General features: G+C 74.2%; 17 protein-coding genes. 7 read left to right on the top strand and 10 right to left on the bottom strand.

The genetic code is table 11. From position 1 onward, the window contains the following. The first annotated feature begins 53 nt into the window (after nt 1-53). The gene (locus ABD317_RS05945) at nt 54-593 is read left to right on the top strand and encodes a P-loop NTPase family protein (protein WP_344288550.1); all 540 of its coding nucleotides are present in this window, start codon (nt 54-56) and stop codon (nt 591-593) included. A gap of 186 nt (nt 594-779) precedes the next feature. Here ABD317_RS05945 and ABD317_RS05940 read toward each other — a convergent pair whose 3' ends face one another. Beyond that, nucleotides 780-1,403, bottom strand: coding sequence for a hypothetical protein (locus ABD317_RS05940; protein ID WP_027753163.1), 624 nt, complete (start codon nt 1,401-1,403; stop codon nt 780-782). A 131-nt stretch (nt 1,404-1,534) separates the two neighbouring features. Here ABD317_RS05940 and ABD317_RS05935 point away from each other — a divergent pair, with 131 nt between their 5' ends. The 3 genes from ABD317_RS05935 (at nt 1,535) to ABD317_RS05925 (ending at nt 3,049) form a co-directional block, all read left to right on the top strand. Next, nucleotides 1,535-1,972 carry an Hsp20/alpha crystallin family protein gene (locus ABD317_RS05935; protein WP_344288548.1) on the top strand — a complete coding sequence of 146 codons (438 nt, stop codon included), beginning with the start codon at nt 1,535-1,537 and terminating at the stop codon, nt 1,970-1,972. A 106-nt stretch (nt 1,973-2,078) separates the two neighbouring features. Next, entirely contained in the window at nt 2,079-2,501 is a 423-nt protein-coding gene (locus ABD317_RS05930) for a DUF2267 domain-containing protein (protein ID WP_344288546.1), read from the top strand. A 62-nt stretch (nt 2,502-2,563) separates the two neighbouring features. Further along, nucleotides 2,564-3,049 carry a DUF2267 domain-containing protein gene (locus ABD317_RS05925; RefSeq protein WP_344288544.1) on the top strand — a complete coding sequence of 162 codons (486 nt, stop codon included), beginning with the start codon at nt 2,564-2,566 and terminating at the stop codon, nt 3,047-3,049. Nucleotides 3,050-3,058: 9 nt separating this feature from the next. On the opposite strand, the gene ABD317_RS05920 is transcribed toward ABD317_RS05925, so the two are convergent. Together ABD317_RS05920 and ABD317_RS05915 are read right to left on the bottom strand one after the other, a co-directional pair. Then, on the bottom strand, nt 3,059-3,919 hold the full coding sequence (locus ABD317_RS05920) for a GNAT family N-acetyltransferase (RefSeq protein ID WP_344288542.1): 861 nt from the start codon (nt 3,917-3,919) through the stop codon (nt 3,059-3,061). A gap of 96 nt (nt 3,920-4,015) precedes the next feature. Next, nucleotides 4,016-4,804, bottom strand: coding sequence for a TetR/AcrR family transcriptional regulator (locus ABD317_RS05915; protein ID WP_344288540.1), 789 nt, complete (start codon nt 4,802-4,804; stop codon nt 4,016-4,018). A 141-nt stretch (nt 4,805-4,945) separates the two neighbouring features. Between ABD317_RS05915 and ABD317_RS05910 the strand changes: the two genes are divergently transcribed. Continuing rightward, nucleotides 4,946-5,887, top strand: coding sequence for an ATP-binding cassette domain-containing protein (locus tag ABD317_RS05910; protein WP_344288538.1), 942 nt, complete (start codon nt 4,946-4,948; stop codon nt 5,885-5,887). Next, nucleotides 5,880-6,656, top strand: coding sequence for an ABC transporter permease (locus tag ABD317_RS05905; protein WP_344288536.1), 777 nt, complete (start codon nt 5,880-5,882; stop codon nt 6,654-6,656). The genes ABD317_RS05910 and ABD317_RS05905 overlap by 8 nt, the downstream gene beginning before the upstream one ends. A gap of 112 nt (nt 6,657-6,768) precedes the next feature. On the opposite strand, the gene ABD317_RS05900 is transcribed toward ABD317_RS05905, so the two are convergent. The 4 genes from ABD317_RS05900 to ABD317_RS05885 form a co-directional block, all read right to left on the bottom strand. Beyond that, entirely contained in the window at nt 6,769-7,173 is a 405-nt protein-coding gene (locus tag ABD317_RS05900; protein WP_027753170.1) for an ankyrin repeat domain-containing protein, read from the bottom strand. 9 nt (nt 7,174-7,182) lie between these two features. Next, entirely contained in the window at nt 7,183-8,289 is a 1,107-nt protein-coding gene (locus ABD317_RS05895; RefSeq protein ID WP_344288533.1) for a phosphotransferase, read from the bottom strand. A 108-nt stretch (nt 8,290-8,397) separates the two neighbouring features. After that, the gene (locus ABD317_RS05890; protein ID WP_344288531.1) at nt 8,398-9,129 is read right to left on the bottom strand and encodes an HAD family hydrolase; all 732 of its coding nucleotides are present in this window, start codon (nt 9,127-9,129) and stop codon (nt 8,398-8,400) included. A gap of 303 nt (nt 9,130-9,432) precedes the next feature. Further along, complete coding sequence (locus ABD317_RS05885) at nt 9,433-10,320, bottom strand: GntR family transcriptional regulator (protein WP_344288529.1); 888 nt, start codon at nt 10,318-10,320, stop codon at nt 9,433-9,435. Between the two features lie 231 nt (nt 10,321-10,551). Between ABD317_RS05885 and ABD317_RS05880 the strand changes: the two genes are divergently transcribed. After that, a complete protein-coding gene (locus ABD317_RS05880; protein ID WP_027753173.1) occupies nt 10,552-10,767 on the top strand; it encodes a hypothetical protein in 216 nt (71 codons plus the stop codon). A gap of 19 nt (nt 10,768-10,786) precedes the next feature. Here ABD317_RS05880 and ABD317_RS05875 read toward each other — a convergent pair whose 3' ends face one another. From ABD317_RS05875 to ABD317_RS05865, 3 genes are all read right to left on the bottom strand, one after another. Next, a complete protein-coding gene (locus ABD317_RS05875) occupies nt 10,787-12,064 on the bottom strand; it encodes a GNAT family N-acetyltransferase (protein ID WP_344288526.1) in 1,278 nt (425 codons plus the stop codon). Between the two features lie 23 nt (nt 12,065-12,087). Continuing rightward, nucleotides 12,088-13,119: an asparaginase gene (locus ABD317_RS05870; protein ID WP_344288524.1), complete on the bottom strand. Its 1,032-nt coding sequence runs from the start codon at nt 13,117-13,119 to the stop codon at nt 12,088-12,090. Between the two features lie 67 nt (nt 13,120-13,186). Further along, nucleotides 13,187-13,702, bottom strand: coding sequence for an RsiG family protein (locus tag ABD317_RS05865; RefSeq protein ID WP_344288599.1), 516 nt, complete (start codon nt 13,700-13,702; stop codon nt 13,187-13,189). Between the last annotated feature and the right edge of the window lie 115 nt (nt 13,703-13,817).

The following is a 13,817-nucleotide window of genomic DNA, read 5'->3' as shown; positions in this document are numbered from 1 at the left end:
GCGGCCTGGAAGACCGACGGGCTTGCACCGCGCCGGGTCGTAGGGTCTCGTGCATGCAAGCAGATCGTTCTCTGGAACCCCGTTCTCTCCTGATCAACGGCACTGTCGGCGTCGGCAAGACGTCGGTGGCTGAGAGCGTGGGCGGCCTTCTCGCCGATGCGGGGATACCCAATGCCGTCATTGACCTCGACTGGCTGCGCCGGTCTTGGCCGGCGCCTCCGGGAGACCGCTTCAACTTCGGCGTGATGTTGCGGAACCTGCGCAGCATGGCCGACAACTTCCGCGCTGCCGGGGCGGCTCGGCTGGTCCTCGCCGGTGTGATCGAGAACGTGGATGAGCGAAGGCTGTGCGGCGATGCGGTCGGCACTGAGCTTTCGGTGTGCCGACTCCAGGTCGATATGTCTGTCAACCACCGGCGACTCGTGCGGCGCCACGAGAACGAGCCCGAAGCGTTGCGATGGCACCTGGCCAGGGCCGGCGAGCTGGGTGGGATCCTCGACCAAGCAGCAGTCGATGACTTCAGCGTTGACGCCACCACGCGCTCGGTTGGCGAGGTCGCAGCCGATGTGATCAGGAAGGTCGGCTGGCTGTGACGCAACTGCCATGCCTGCGTCACCTCGTCCAAGCGCACCTGGACTGGAGCATGCGAGCCGTTCGTCCGGCTCCTGCGCCTGCCGCCGGCACTCCTCGACGAGGTCCCAGAAGGAATCGACGTCCACAACGGCACTGTGCCAGGCATCTCTGACAGACAACGGTCACGGCCCCGCCGTGATGCAGCTTCACTGAGACCGGACACGGTGGCTGTCGTCGAGGAGCGTGGTCACCTGCTCGGCGAGTCGGGTGTGGCGGGTGGCGAGGTGTGGTTGGACGGCGGCCAGGGGTGTCAGGAGGGCGCTGGCGTCGTTCTGGCCGAGGGCTTCGGTGAGGCGGGTGCGGTCGGCGGCGGGGAGGTCCGTGAGTGCGGTGATCTGGCCGGCGAGTTGTCGTAGGTCGGCAGCGTTGCTGCGGGCCCAGGCGGCCTGCAGGCGGTCGGCGGCGCGCCGGTCGCGGGTGGCCTGGACGCGCTGTTCGCCGGTGGTGCCGAGGGCGCCGGGGCGCACCCGCAGGTAGCGGCGCTCGGCCGCCTGCCTGCTCGCCACGCCGAGTGGACCGGCCAGCTCGGCCCAGCTGGCGCCCGCGTTGCGGGCCGTCTCGATCAGGCCCGGTTCCCAGCTGGCCAGCTGGTCACGCAGCTGGCGCAGCAGCAGCAGAGCGGCCAGGGCGTGCCCCGGATCGGCGTCGGGCCGCGCGTCCGGCCCGGCCTCGTGCGCGGTGTGGAGGCTCTGCTGGATGGACCTGAGCGCCTCGCTGGCGGCCAGGAAGGAGGCGGGCAGTGCGGGTGGGGCGTGGTCGTCGGTCGTCATGGGGGACTCCCCGGCTTACGTCGTCTCTTGGCTGACGCCAGAGTTTGTCATCACTCCGATGACATGGTAAACCAGAAGCAGGTAGCAGCGCATGGCATGAACTGCCTGACCGACCTGGAGGTGTATTCCCAATGCTGATGCGCACCGATCCCTTCCGTGAGCTGGACCGGCTCACCCAGCAGTTCTTCGGCGACTCTGTCGGCACGTGGTCGAGGCCCTCGGCGATGCCGATGGACGCCTACCGCGACGGCGACGCGTACGTCATCGCCGTCGACTTGCCCGGCGTCGACCGCGACGCGATCGACATCGACGTCGAGCGGAACATGCTGACCATCAAGGCCGAGCGACGCCCCCTCGCCAAGAGCGACGAGGTCCAGGTCGAGCTGTCCGAGCGACCGCTGGGCGTCTTCTCCCGCCAGGTGATGCTCGCCGACACCCTCGACACCGAGCGCATCGACGCGTCCTATGACGCCGGTGTCCTCACCGTGCGGATCCCGATCGCGGAACGGGCCAAGCCCCGCAAGATCAGCATCGGCGGCGGCTCCGACCGCAGGCAGATCAGCAACTGAGGGCACGGCCGCGGGCGGCGGAAGTAGACCGGTCTCCCTCCGGGTACCCGCTTCCGCCGCCCCGTGGGCGGCACAAGGCGCCGGACGTGCGGATGAGGTGGCAGCGATGGTCATGCGACGGGAAGTCTTTCTGGAGCTGGTGCAGGACCGCGGCAGGTACGACAGCAGCAGCGAGGCGGACCGGGCGGCGCGCACGGTCCTGGCGCTGCTGAGGGCGCACCTGGTCGGCGAGGTGCGGGCCGACCTCGCCGCCCGCCTCCCGGAGGAGTTCGGCCTGATCCTGCTCAACCCCCTGCAGGCCGCGGAGCCCCTGAGTCCGGAGCGGTTCGTACGGGCCACCGCGGCCTGGATCGAGGGCGCCACAGAACGCACCGCGGCCTGGGACGTCAGCGCCGTCCTCAGCGTCGCCGCCGACACGGCGGGCGCGGAGCTGACCCGCGACATCCTGCTGCAGCTGCCGCCCGGGTACGACCTGCTGTTCGGACACCCCCAGGACAGCGCCGACGAGGACGGCCCGCATGACCGGTGACGGCCGCCGTGACCGCCGTACACCCGTCCGACCACCCCTACCGAGAAGGGCATACGACACCGATGCATCCGGCAGCAGTCCCCACCCCGCACACCACCTGGTCGGCCAGGACGTACGAAGACCTGCTGGAGCGCGTGCGCTACGACGGCATCTACCCGGACCGCGAACAGGCCGGCGAGGTCACCTCGACCGTCCTGGCCGCTCTGGGCCGGCAGCTCACCGGCGACGAGCGGGTCGACCTCGCCGCCCGGCTGCCCCGCGAAGCAGCGCAGATCCTGGCCGGCCAGATCCCCGACCGCGAGCCGCTCACCGGCCCGGCGTTCGTCAAGCGCCTGGCCGCGCAGACCGGCGGCACCCTCGCCACCACGCGCTGGAACGTCGGCACGGTCCTCGGCGCCCTCGCCGCCCTCGCCGGACCGGACCTGCTGGACCGCATCCTGGCCGCCCTCCCGCCCGGCTACGCGATCCTCTTCGGCCGCGCCGAACTCACCCAGGCCAGGGCGAGGATTCCGGCCCCCGCCGGGAAGACGCCGGCGGCGACCACCTGACCGCGGCGGCTACGCGAACCGGTACGTCGTCCAGTCGGCGTGCACGGCGTAGCCGAGGCGCTCGTAGAGTGCGTTGCTGGTGGGGTTGGCCGCGTCGGTGAAGAGGGCCGCCTCCGTGGCGCCCGCGGCCAGCGCCGCGCGGGTGACCGCCGCCGTGGCCGCGGCCGCGTAGCCGTGGCCGCGGTGGGCGGGCGGGGTGTAGACCGGGTCGACCTGGGCGAGGCCGGCGACCGGCGGGTTGACGCCGGCCACGGAGACCGGCGTGCCGTCCGGGGCCTCCCAGAACGTGTAGTGCTTGTCGGCGAAGCGGGTCGTGGGCCAGGTGGCGGCGTCGACGGTGACGTCCTCGCCGACGTCCTCCGCGAAGCCGCGGATGAAGGCGATCAGCCGCGCGCGGTCCTCCTCGTCCGCCACCGGCCGCGCGCGGCCCGCGGGCGCGGGCTCCGGCGGCGTGAGCGTACCGAGGCGGCGCAGGCGGAGCCGTACGGCGGGGGTCGGCGTCGCGCCCGTACGGCGCTGCCAGGCCGCCGCGAAGGCGGCGGTGGTGTCGCGGTCGCCGCCGACGGCGGGGAGGGGGTGCCCGAGGGCGGCCAGGCGGGCGGCGAGGGAGTCGGCCTGCTCGGCGGTGAGCGGGGTGAGGCCGAGGCTGCGGCCCGGCAGCTGGTGGCAGACGCCGAGGACCGACCCCGCCCGCGTCAGCCGGCCCAGCAGCGGAGCCCCGCCGCCGTACGGGCCCGTGCCGCGGGCTTGCAGGCGGGCCGTCCAGGTCAGGGCCATGAGGTGCGGTACGGGCCGCGCGCGCAGGAACTCCCCCGCCCCGGCCAGGAACTCGTCGACGTCTTCGGTGAGGTGCCAGCCGTCCGCGCGCATGCTCCATGATCCCCCGCCGCCCCGCCGTGCGGAAGCCCGGGGGTGGAAGCCCGGGGGCGGAAGCCCTTGATCAGCCCCGGTGCTCAGCCCGGGTGCTCAGCCCGCGCGGCGGGAGTCGATCAGCGCCTCGATGCCGTCGAGCACCCGCTCCAGGCCGAACGCGAACTCGTCGTAGTCCGACGGGTTCTGCGGCGGCTGCACGTCCGGTTCGTCGAAGGCGCCGCCCTCCACGGCCGTGCGCAGGTGCGGCAGCCGGCCGGCGTCGGAGACCCGGAGCAGGAAGTGGCTGTACTCGTTCATCAGCTGCTCCATGTCCGGGTTGCCGCCCATCGTCAGGGCGATCGTCACCTCCGCCCGCACCTGGTTGCTGACGAGCAGCGCCGTGGCCACCTTCTCGAACTCCGTCAGCGGGGTGTCGCGGAGGATGTAGAGGGCCTGGTCGAGGGCCGCGAGCTGGTTGGGGGTGACCGGCGGGCCGCCGCTCGGGACGTGGGCTACGGCCCACGGGTGCGCGAACATCGCGGTGCCGATGGCCTGGTACCAGTGCCGCAGCCCGGCCCGCCAGTCGTCCGCGGCGTCCTCCGGCAGCGGCGGCGGCGGGCCGAAGGCCCCGTCGACCATCAGCGTGACCAGCTCGTCCTTCGTGGCCACGTACCGGTACAGCGCCATCGTCGAGACGCCCAGCTCCTTGGCCACGCGCCCCATCGACGCGGCCTCCAGGCCCTCGGCGTCCGCGACCGCGACGGCCGCCGCCACGATCCCGTCCAGCGTCAGCCCGCGCCGCGGCCCCTTCTGCGGCCGCGGCCGCAGGCCCCAGGCGGCCTCGACGCTGGCGGGCACTGCTCCGGCAGTGCCCTTGTCCTCGCTGGCGTCCGTGGCGTCCATGCGCTCAGTTTACGGCATACGCAGTTCCGTGTATGTTCTACGCAGTAGCGTGTACGGCATACGCAGAAATCTCCAGCAGAAACACCCGGCAGAACACCCGGCAGAACATCCGGCAGAAACCTCCAGGAGAAAGGGGGCGCCGTGCCCCAGCCCGCCCGCCCCGCCGTCGAGGCCGCCGGCCTGACCAAGGCGTACGGCCGCACGACCGTGCTCGACGGCGTCGGCCTGAGCGTCGCGCCCGGCACCGTCTTCGCCCTCCTCGGCCCCAACGGCGCCGGCAAGACCACCACCGTCCGGATCCTCGCCACGCTGCTGCGGGCCGACGCGGGCAGCGCCCGCGTCGCCGGGTTCGACGTGGCCGCGGAGCGCTCGCGGGTCCGCCGGGCCATCAGCCTCACCGGTCAGTACGCCGCGCTCGACGAGCAGCAGACCGGCGCGGAGAACCTCCGCATGGTCGCCCGCCTCTCCGGCCTGTCGCGCCCCGCCGCCCGCCGCCGCGCGGCCGAGCTGCTGGAGCGGTTCGCCCTTGCCGGCGACGCCGCGGACCGCCGCGTCGGCACGTACTCCGGGGGCATGCGCCGCCGGCTCGACCTCGCCGCCGGCCTGGTCGGCGACCCCTCCGTGATCTTCCTCGACGAGCCCACCACCGGCCTCGACCCGCGCAGCCGGCAGGCCGTCTGGGACGAGGTGCGCCGCCTCGCCGACGCCGGCGTGACGGTCTTCCTCACCACGCAGTATTTGGAGGAGGCCGACCGCCTCGCCGACCGCATCGCGCTCCTCGACGGCGGAAAGCTCGTCGCCGAGGGCACGGCGGCGGAGCTGAAGCAGCAGGTCTCCGCCGAACGGCTCGACCTCACCCTGGTCTCGCCGGAGGCGTACGAGGAGGCGGCCCATGCCCTGGACCACCTCACCGTGCGCCGCGACCCCGCCACCCGCACCCTCGGCGTCACCACCGACGGCCGCGCCGCGCACATACGCGACCTGCTCGACGCCGTCGACCCCGACCGCACCCTGATCGAGCGCTTCGCCCTGCACTCCGCGACGCTCGACGACGTCTTCCTGAAGGTGACCCGCGATGGCTGACGCCCTGACCCACTCGGCGACGATGGTCGGCCGCTCCGTGCGGCTCAGCTCCCGCAACCCCGACGCGGTGATCACGGCGCTCGCGCTGCCCGTGCTGCTGATGCTCGTCTTCGTCTACCTCTTCGGCGGCGCGATCGACACCGGCGGAGGCTACGGGCGCTACGTCGACTACGTCGCCCCCGGCGTCCTCGTGCTGTGCGCCGGCTTCGGCGCCGGCTTCGGCGCCGGCACGACGGCGATGAGCGTCGCGGACGACATGAAGGGCGCCGTCATCGACCGCTTCCGCTCCCTCGACGTCGGCGGCACCGCCGTCCTCGCCGGCCACGTCGCCGCCAGCGTCGTGCGGAACCTGGCCGCCACGGTGCTGGTCTTCGGGGTCGCCTTCGCCGTCGGCTTCCGCCCGGAGGCGGGGGTGGGCGGCTGGCTCGCGTCGGCGGGGCTGCTGCTCGCGGTGATCACGGCCATATCGTGGGTCGCGGCGGCCGTCGGCCTGCTGGCCGACTCCCCGGAGGCGGCGGGCGGCTTCACCTTCTTCCTGGCCTTCCTGCCGTATCCGTCCAGCGCCTTCGTCCCCGTCGACTCGATGCCGGGCTGGCTGCACGGCTTCGCCGAGCACCAGCCGCTGACCCCGGTGATCGAGTCGCTGCGCGGGCTGCTGCTGGGGCACCCGGTGGGCGGCAGCCCGTGGGAGGCGCTGGCGTGGTGCGCGGGGCTGACGGCGGTGTCGGTGGCGGCAGCGGCGGCGCTGTTCAGGAGGCGGACGTCGTGAGGGGGCGGGCGGGGGCCTGAGGGAGTACAAGATGGGGCGTGAGGGCGGGCGGTACGAACGGCACCGGGCCCCGCGGTCCGGCGTCCCGCCGCCCCCGCGCCCCCGCCGTCCCTCACACCCTGCCGAACAGCTCCAGCAGCTCCGTCCGGCCGGCCGCCCGGGCCGCCGCGACCGCCGACGGCGACCCGGCCTGCGGGTCCGCCCCGTGCCGCAGCAGCACCCGTACGACCTCGTCCGCGCCCGACCGCACCGCCGCCGCCAGCGGCGTCGCGCCCAGCGCCCCGACCTCGTCCGCGTCGGCGCCCCGCCGCAGCAGCGCGCCGACGGTGTCCGCGTGCCCGTGCACCGCGGCGAGCATGACGAGGGTGTCCCCGTCGTCGTCGCGCAACCCGGCCGGCACCCCGGCGTCCACGTACGCGGACAGCGTGTCGGTCTGCCCCTGTCGTGCCAGCTCGAATGCCTTGGTGGCCAGCTCGAACACGGCCGGGTCGTGTGCGGGCTCGTCGGCTGCACTCATGCCGTCACCCTACGACGCGGAAGACGATCCCCCGGTATTGGCCGCGCGCGGCTCCCGCGGAGCGGCGAGCCACGTCTGCAACTCCTGCTCGATCTCCCCGGTGCCGACCGCCGTGGGCGACGGCAGCGCATGCGCCGCCCGGTCGAGCACGGCGCTGACCGCCTTCGCGGCCTCGGCCGTCGACGTCTCGCCCCGCTCCGTCGAGTACGCCTGGCGGATCACGTCCGTGTAGACCGACTGGATCTGCTTGAACGCGAGGTACCGCGGCAGATCCGCCTCGACACCGGCGGCCGCGCCCGGCCGGTGCTGCTCCGCCGCCTCGGCCCAGCGGGCGACGACCTCGCTCTCCTGCCCGGCCGGATAGCGCATCAGATGCAGGTGGGTGGCCAGGTCGTAGAGCGGGTCACCGATCAGAGCGAGCTCCCAGTCGATGGTCCACAGCGCGCCCTCCCTGTCGACGATGAGGTTCGCGCGGTGGACGTCGCCGTGCAGCAGCGCGAAGGGGCGCGGGGTCATCCCCGCCAGCCGGGCTTCGAGCGAGCGGGCGGCGGAGCGGGCGGACCGCGGGTGGATGCCCAGGCGGTGGAAGAGCGTGTCGAAGTGCGGCAGTGAGCGCTCGACCACGTCGGTGAAGGTGAACCGGACGAGGTCGCGGGCGAAGGCCGCGCTGTCGCCGTCTGCCGGTACGGGGGAGTGGAGCGCGCGCAGCGCGGGATCGCGGGGGTCGACGGCCAGCAGCTCCCGGAAGAGCCGGACGATCTGGTCGGCGAACGCGGCGGGCACCTCCTCTCCCGGCGCGGCGACCTCCGCCAGCGTGCACCCCTCGATGAAGCCCTGGACGGTGAGGGAGTCGATGCGCCCGACCGCCGGGACCCGGGTGACGCGGCCGGCCAGCTCGGTGAGCAGCGCGTCCTCGGAGGCGAAGCACCTGCGGTCGAACCACAGCAGGCCGGGGCGGGGGTCGCGCAGCTTGACCCAGCCGGCCGGCTGTCCGAACAGCCCGGGCGCGGGCAGCCGTACCGCGTACGTCTCGTGGTGGTATCCGGGCAGCGGCCCCACGACCTGCTCCGCCGCGGCGAAGAGGGCCTGAAGAGGGGATGCTTGGGAGGCCGGCATCGGTCGGGTGTCCTCGGCTGTGGCGTGGCGGGCGGATGGGTGGCACGTGATCAGGGCAGGTTACTCGGCTACGGCCCGCGCGTCCCCTCGACGCCGCCGGGACACCAGTTAATTGTCCGGTGTCCGGGCGGGAGGACCGGCTGTGCCGCCGCGTACCGCGTCGAGCATCTCGTGCATCGAGCCGACGATCAGCCGCGCCCCCGCTCCCGCCAGCGCCGCCGCCTTGTCCGGCGTACGGGCGTAGCCGACGAAGGCGACGCCGAGTTCGTCGGCGGCCGCGCAGTCCGAGGGGGCGTCCCCGATCATCAGGCACTCGCCGGGCATGGTCCCGGTCGACTCCAGCGCCCGCCACAGGCAGTCCGGGTCCGGTTTGAGCCGGATAGGGTGCGCCTGGCGGCCGTGGATGTGGGCGGCGGAGAAGTGGTCGGTGAGCCCGTGCCGGCGCAGGTAGACGCGGATGGCGGCGGCCGAGTTGTTCGACGTGACGGCGAGGGTGCGGCCCTGCCTGCGCAGCTCCTCGATCAGCGCGTCGGCGCCCGGCGTCGGGGTGGCCGACCGCGCCGCCGTCTGCTCCTCCCGGCTGAGCCGGTCCTCCGCGGTACGTATCAACTCGTGGGCCGGCGCGGCCCGGAGGGCGGCCGACAGGACGTCGAGCGGGTCGTGGGGCCGGTACGCCGCGTCTGCCAGGAGGCGGGGCGCCCGGCCGTTCAGCAGCTCCAGGAGCCGCGCGGCGACCCGGTCGGCGGGGTGGCCGGCGAACAGCCGGCAGATCGGTCCGTCGAAGTCGAAGAACACGCACTTCGCGGAGTCGAGCGCCGCCGCGAGGGGAGTCATCTCCATCCGATCCACCGTACGGGGGCGGCTTCCGGGCGGGTCCCCGGCCGGCCGCGGTTCCCGTCGGCGGGGTTCGCGTGGCGTGCGCCGCCGCCGTGCACCAGCCGGTGGACATGCCGCAAGGGGGTCTCCGTCCCGTACGTGTCGTGGATGGTGCCGTGACGTTTCGCCGAGTCCGCGCCGCCTCGCCGAACGCCGGTGGATCAGTGTCCGGTGTGCACCGTACAACGGCCGTCCGGTTTCGGGCAGTCGGCGGTGCGGCCCGTGCCACGTCCCGGCCACGCCCGCGCACAACCGAGGGGTGCGGGTTCAGTACCCGAGGGGGTACGGCACGGCGATGCTGGACCAGAGCGACTCGAACCACATCAGGGAGTGCTCGACGTAGGCCGCGTCGTGGTGGTCACGGCTGTCGGGGCCCGCGGAGTAGTGGAAGAGCGGGGCGTTGAGGCCGAGGACGTCGTGGATCGCCATCAGCTCGTTCCTGTACTCCACCTCCCGCCGCAGCACCCGGTAGTAGCCCATCAGCGCCTCGGTGCCGTTGAGGACGTAGAGCTTGCTGGTCGGGGTGAGGGGCATGCCCCGGATCTCGACGGAGACCTCGGGCACGAGCCCGCGTTCGCGCAGGTTCCGCAGGGTGTGGTCCAGGCTGCGGGCGTGCAGGTCGACCAGGTCGCGCAGGCGCTGCAGCGGGCGGGGGTCCGACGTGTCGCTGATCAGCTGGGGGATGGCGAGGTGGGCGTCCGGGCTGGGCACCAGGATGCGGGCGGTGATCGACTCCGGCGCGCGTCGTTCGCCGGTCGCGATCCCCATGACCGTGTGCGCCAGCGCGTGGGTGAGCGTCTCCGTCGTCAGGTTGAGGGCGTCGAGGGTCACGTGGGTGGCCTGAAATGCCAGCTCGATCCGGTCGGCCAGCTCCACTCCGGCCGCCCGCGGCGCGTCCGCGTCCGCGGCGCGCGGGCCGGCGACCGTCGGCGGCGAGCCCCGGCCGACGTCGGCGAGGAGGCGCTCGCGTTTGAGCAGCTCAAGCGCTTTCCGTACGACGCCGCGCTCGACGCCGAACTCCGCCATCAGCGCCTTCTGCGTCGGCAGGCTGTCCCCCGGCTGCAGTTCGCCGGAGTCGATGCGGGCGCGCAGCGCGTCGGCGACGTGGTCGCGCGCGATCCGGCCGCCGGCTGCCGCATGCTGGTCCTCGCTCACCCGGCCAACATTACAACTTCCGGCCAACCGGCGTGGGTTGTCTGAGGAATGTTTTGAGTTGGTTACCAACAGGGCACAAGTTAAGCAGAGTTGGCAACCAACTCTGCGATCCTGGCGACAACTGGAGGAAGTTGGTGGTAATGGTCGTCGCCGAGGGCTCGCGCTCTCCCGCTGTCCAACGGCGCATGGGGGGAGGGGGACCGCCGTGTTCGCAGAAGGGAGGGACCCACCATGCCGGTCGGAATCACCCTGGCCATGTCCGCGCTGCTCGTCGGTTTCGAGCGTTTCGTCGAATGGCGCTTCGGCACGGTGGGAGCGATCGGGCTCACCACCTTGCTCGTGGGGCTCAAGGCGCAGAACGTCACGTGCATGACCGTCGGCGGGCTCGCACTCGCCGTACTGCTGCTCCAGTCCGCCGAGCCCGGCCGCCCCGCGGCCGGGCAGTGAGGGAGAACCCGGGGGAGACCTAGAAGATGTCGGGACACCACGGCCGGCGCGAGGTGCGCAGCAGGGCGTCCGCCCGCGCGGCGGCGCCCGGGCGCTCCTCGTCGACCAGGCCCAGGGCGGCGAGCCGCACCGCGGACTCGTCGCCCAGGCAGAGCCGGCCCAGCTCCGCCGTGCTCAGGGCGAGGTCGGCGGGCCGGTCCGTGGCAGAGCAGCCGGTGCCGCCCGGGCCACCGGCGTCCAGCAGGAAGCGGCCGCCGGCGAGGCCGGCCGGGTCGTGCACGTCGAGCACCAGGGAGCCGGAGGCCGCGTAGTCGCGGGCCTCCAGAAGACGCGGGACGTCCAGTGGCCGCAGCCACAGGAAGTCCGCGTGCGCGGTCACCCGGGCCGCCCGAGGATCACCCAGGCAGAGGGGGAGGAGATCGTCGGGCGCCCGGTGGCCCGTATGGAGGGTCGTGGCCCAGTCGATGGAGACCAGGTAGCGCCAGAGCGCCCGCTCCGCCGCCGGCGTGACGGCTATCAGGTCGGTCACCGTCAGCCGGTCGTCGGGGAGCTTGCCGGGCCACTCGCCCCACTTCGCGCGGTACGTGACGACGCCCTCCGGCTCGCCCGCCGCCGAGCGGTACACCGCGTAGAACGGCTCCACCCACGGCTCGTCGACGCTGAAGCGCGCCGCGCCCGTGTGCACCTGCCACCGGTGCGCGCCGCGGTCCACCGCGCCCGGCACCAGCCGGCGGAACCGGTCGTGCAGCGGCGGGCCGATCGCCAGCAGCCCGGCGGTGTCGAGGAGTTCGACGGAGCCGCCGTCGTCCGGGCCCGCGTAGCGCGGGTCGAGCTGGGCGCGCCGGGTGCTCACCTCGTAGTCGGTGATCCAGGTGGCGGGGCCGAAGCCGTAGCGGCCGTAGATCGGGTACTCCGCGGCGATCAGGCTGGCGACCACGTCGCCGCGCTCCTTCGCCGCCGCCAGGTCCGCCGTCAGCATCCGGGTCAGCAGGCCCCGTCTGCGGTGCGTCGGCGAGACCGTGACGGAGGACACCGCGCACGCGGGCACCGCGGCGCCGCCGGGGACCGTCAGCTCCTGGTCGAAGCTGCGGTACGTGCCCACCCAGCGCCCGCCGTCGTACGCGCCCCGCACCCGCGCGAGGTCCCGCGACCCGGTGAACGTCGCGACGTCCTCCGCCGTCACCGCGGGCGGCCGCAGGAAGCCGGTCTGCAGGGCGGCCAGCCAGCCGGCCACGTCGTCTTCGGCGAGCGTACGGATCTCGATGCCGTCGCCGGCACCACCGGGGTCACGGATCATCCGCCCACGCTAAGGGCCGTACGTCAGAACGTCGCGCGAATTTCCCCGACCTGCTCCCCGCCGCCCAGCAGCGGCGCCGCCCCGATCCGGGCCGTCGCCGGCGACCGTACGCCCAGCAGCGCCAGCCCCCGCGCGAGCACCGGGCCGACGGCCCGCAGCGCCCCGTCGTCGACCTTGAACGCCAGCGCCCGCCCGTCCGCCAGCGCCACCGCCTGCACGCCCTCCGCGCCGACCTTCGCCAGCGCCCCCGGCACGCCCCGCATCAGCCAGGTGTCCCACCGCCGGGTGCCCGCGACGTACTCCGGGTGCGCCCGCATCGCGTCCGCCACCCGCCGCTCCGGCGTGCCCTCCGCGGCCCGCACCAGCCGCCGGAAGCCGCGGGCGAGCGCCGTCAGCGACAGCGACAGCAGCGGGGCGCCGCAGCCGTCGACGCCGACGTGCCGGACCTCCTCGCCCGCCGTCTCCGCCACCGTCCGCCGCACCAGCCGCTGCAGCGGGTGGTCGGCGGCCAGGTACGACTCCCGGGGCCAGCCGTTCGCGACGCAGGCCGCGAGCATCGCGGCGTGCTTGCCGGAGCAGTTCATGGCCACCCGGTCCCGGGTCAGCCCTGCGGCCAGGTACGCCTCCCGCTCCTCGGCGTCCAGCGGCAGGTCGGGCGGGTTCCGCAGCGCGTCCTCGGACAGCCCGGACTCGGCGAGCAGCTTGCGTACGAGGTCGCGGTGGAACGCCTCGCCCGAATGGCTGGCCGCGGCGAGCGCCAGCCGCTCGCCCGCCAGCGGCTCCCCGGCGGCCCGCGCCCCCGCCCGCAGCACCGCCGCCGCCTGGAACGGCTTGTTCGCCGACCGCGGGAAGACCTGCGCGTCCACGTCCCCCCACGCCCGCTCCACCGCGCCGTCCGCCCCCAGCAGCACCAGCGACCCGCGGTGGTGCCCCTCGACGAAGCCGGAGCGCACCACCTCCGCCAGCACGGGCGGCGGCGGTGGTGCGTACGTGCCCTTCGCGGCCGGCGCGGTACCGGGGGACGGCGGCGGGGATATCCGGGTGTCGTCGTGCATCGGGGCGGGGCCTTCCGTGCCGGGGCGCGGCCTGAAGGGTCTCTCCGGTCCGCCGCTCGGTCAGAACTCACGGCAGCAGGTCGTCTACCTGCGCCTCCCCTTCACGATAACGGCGCGCGATCTCCGCGCTGCACTCGTCCGCCGTCCGCTGCAGCCGCTGCCGGCGGCCGGAGATCCGCGCCTCGTGGCCGGCCAGCCGGGCGAGCCCCTGGTGCAGCTCCTCGTCCGTACGGGCCGACAGGTCCGACAGCGCGACCTCCGCGAGCATCTGCTCCGCCAGCTCCCGGTACTCCTCGCGCAGCGGCGGGCCCAGCGTGACGTGCCGGGCCGAGGCGGGCCGCGGCGAGGGGCCGTCGGTGAGGATCTCGGGCAGCCGGTCCAGCACCGGCGAGTGCGGGCTGGCGCGGCGGCCCAGCTCGGCGCGGAGGATGTCGATCCGGCCGTGCAGCAGCCGGCGCACGTAGCTGAGGTCGGCCTCCTCCTGCTGCGCGGCGCGGCGCAGCCGGCGCAGCTCGGGCAGGTCCAGCACGTCGAGCCGCGGGGGCGGCGCCACCGGCCCGGGGGCCGCCACGAGCGAGGCCAGGGAGGGCGGGGCCGGCAGAGCGGCCAGGGAGGCCAGGGGGGCCACGGTGGCCGTGCCCGCCGGCGCGGACCCGGCGGAGTGGGCCCCCGCCTTCGCGCCCTGCGCCGGCGGGGCC

The organism is Streptomyces synnematoformans (assembly GCF_039531005.1).
Lineage (GTDB): Bacteria > Actinomycetota > Actinomycetes > Streptomycetales > Streptomycetaceae > Streptomyces > Streptomyces synnematoformans.
The sequence above is the reverse complement of the archived record's forward strand: the minus strand, read 5'-3'. Positions and strand labels throughout refer to the sequence as shown.

Excerpts from the sequence above, each read along its gene's own strand:
- ABD317_RS05945 (WP_344288550.1), top strand. The coding sequence starts at position 54 with ATGCAAGCAGATCGTTCTCTGGAACCCCGTTCTCTCCTGATCAACGGC.
- ABD317_RS05940 (WP_027753163.1), bottom strand. The coding sequence starts at position 1,403 with ATGACGACCGACGACCACGCCCCACCCGCACTGCCCGCCTCCTTCCTG.
- ABD317_RS05935 (WP_344288548.1), top strand. The coding sequence starts at position 1,535 with ATGCTGATGCGCACCGATCCCTTCCGTGAGCTGGACCGGCTCACCCAG.
- ABD317_RS05930 (WP_344288546.1), top strand. The coding sequence starts at position 2,079 with ATGGTCATGCGACGGGAAGTCTTTCTGGAGCTGGTGCAGGACCGCGGC.
- ABD317_RS05925 (WP_344288544.1), top strand. The coding sequence starts at position 2,564 with ATGCATCCGGCAGCAGTCCCCACCCCGCACACCACCTGGTCGGCCAGG.
- ABD317_RS05920 (WP_344288542.1), bottom strand. The coding sequence starts at position 3,919 with ATGCGCGCGGACGGCTGGCACCTCACCGAAGACGTCGACGAGTTCCTG.
- ABD317_RS05915 (WP_344288540.1), bottom strand. The coding sequence starts at position 4,804 with ATGGACGCCACGGACGCCAGCGAGGACAAGGGCACTGCCGGAGCAGTG.
- ABD317_RS05905 (WP_344288536.1), top strand. The coding sequence starts at position 5,880 with ATGGCTGACGCCCTGACCCACTCGGCGACGATGGTCGGCCGCTCCGTG.
- ABD317_RS05900 (WP_027753170.1), bottom strand. The coding sequence starts at position 7,173 with ATGAGTGCAGCCGACGAGCCCGCACACGACCCGGCCGTGTTCGAGCTG.
- ABD317_RS05895 (WP_344288533.1), bottom strand. The coding sequence starts at position 8,289 with ATGCCGGCCTCCCAAGCATCCCCTCTTCAGGCCCTCTTCGCCGCGGCG.
- ABD317_RS05890 (WP_344288531.1), bottom strand. The coding sequence starts at position 9,129 with ATGGAGATGACTCCCCTCGCGGCGGCGCTCGACTCCGCGAAGTGCGTG.
- ABD317_RS05880 (WP_027753173.1), top strand. The coding sequence starts at position 10,552 with ATGCCGGTCGGAATCACCCTGGCCATGTCCGCGCTGCTCGTCGGTTTC.
- ABD317_RS05875 (WP_344288526.1), bottom strand. The coding sequence starts at position 12,064 with ATGATCCGTGACCCCGGTGGTGCCGGCGACGGCATCGAGATCCGTACG.
- ABD317_RS05870 (WP_344288524.1), bottom strand. The coding sequence starts at position 13,119 with ATGCACGACGACACCCGGATATCCCCGCCGCCGTCCCCCGGTACCGCG.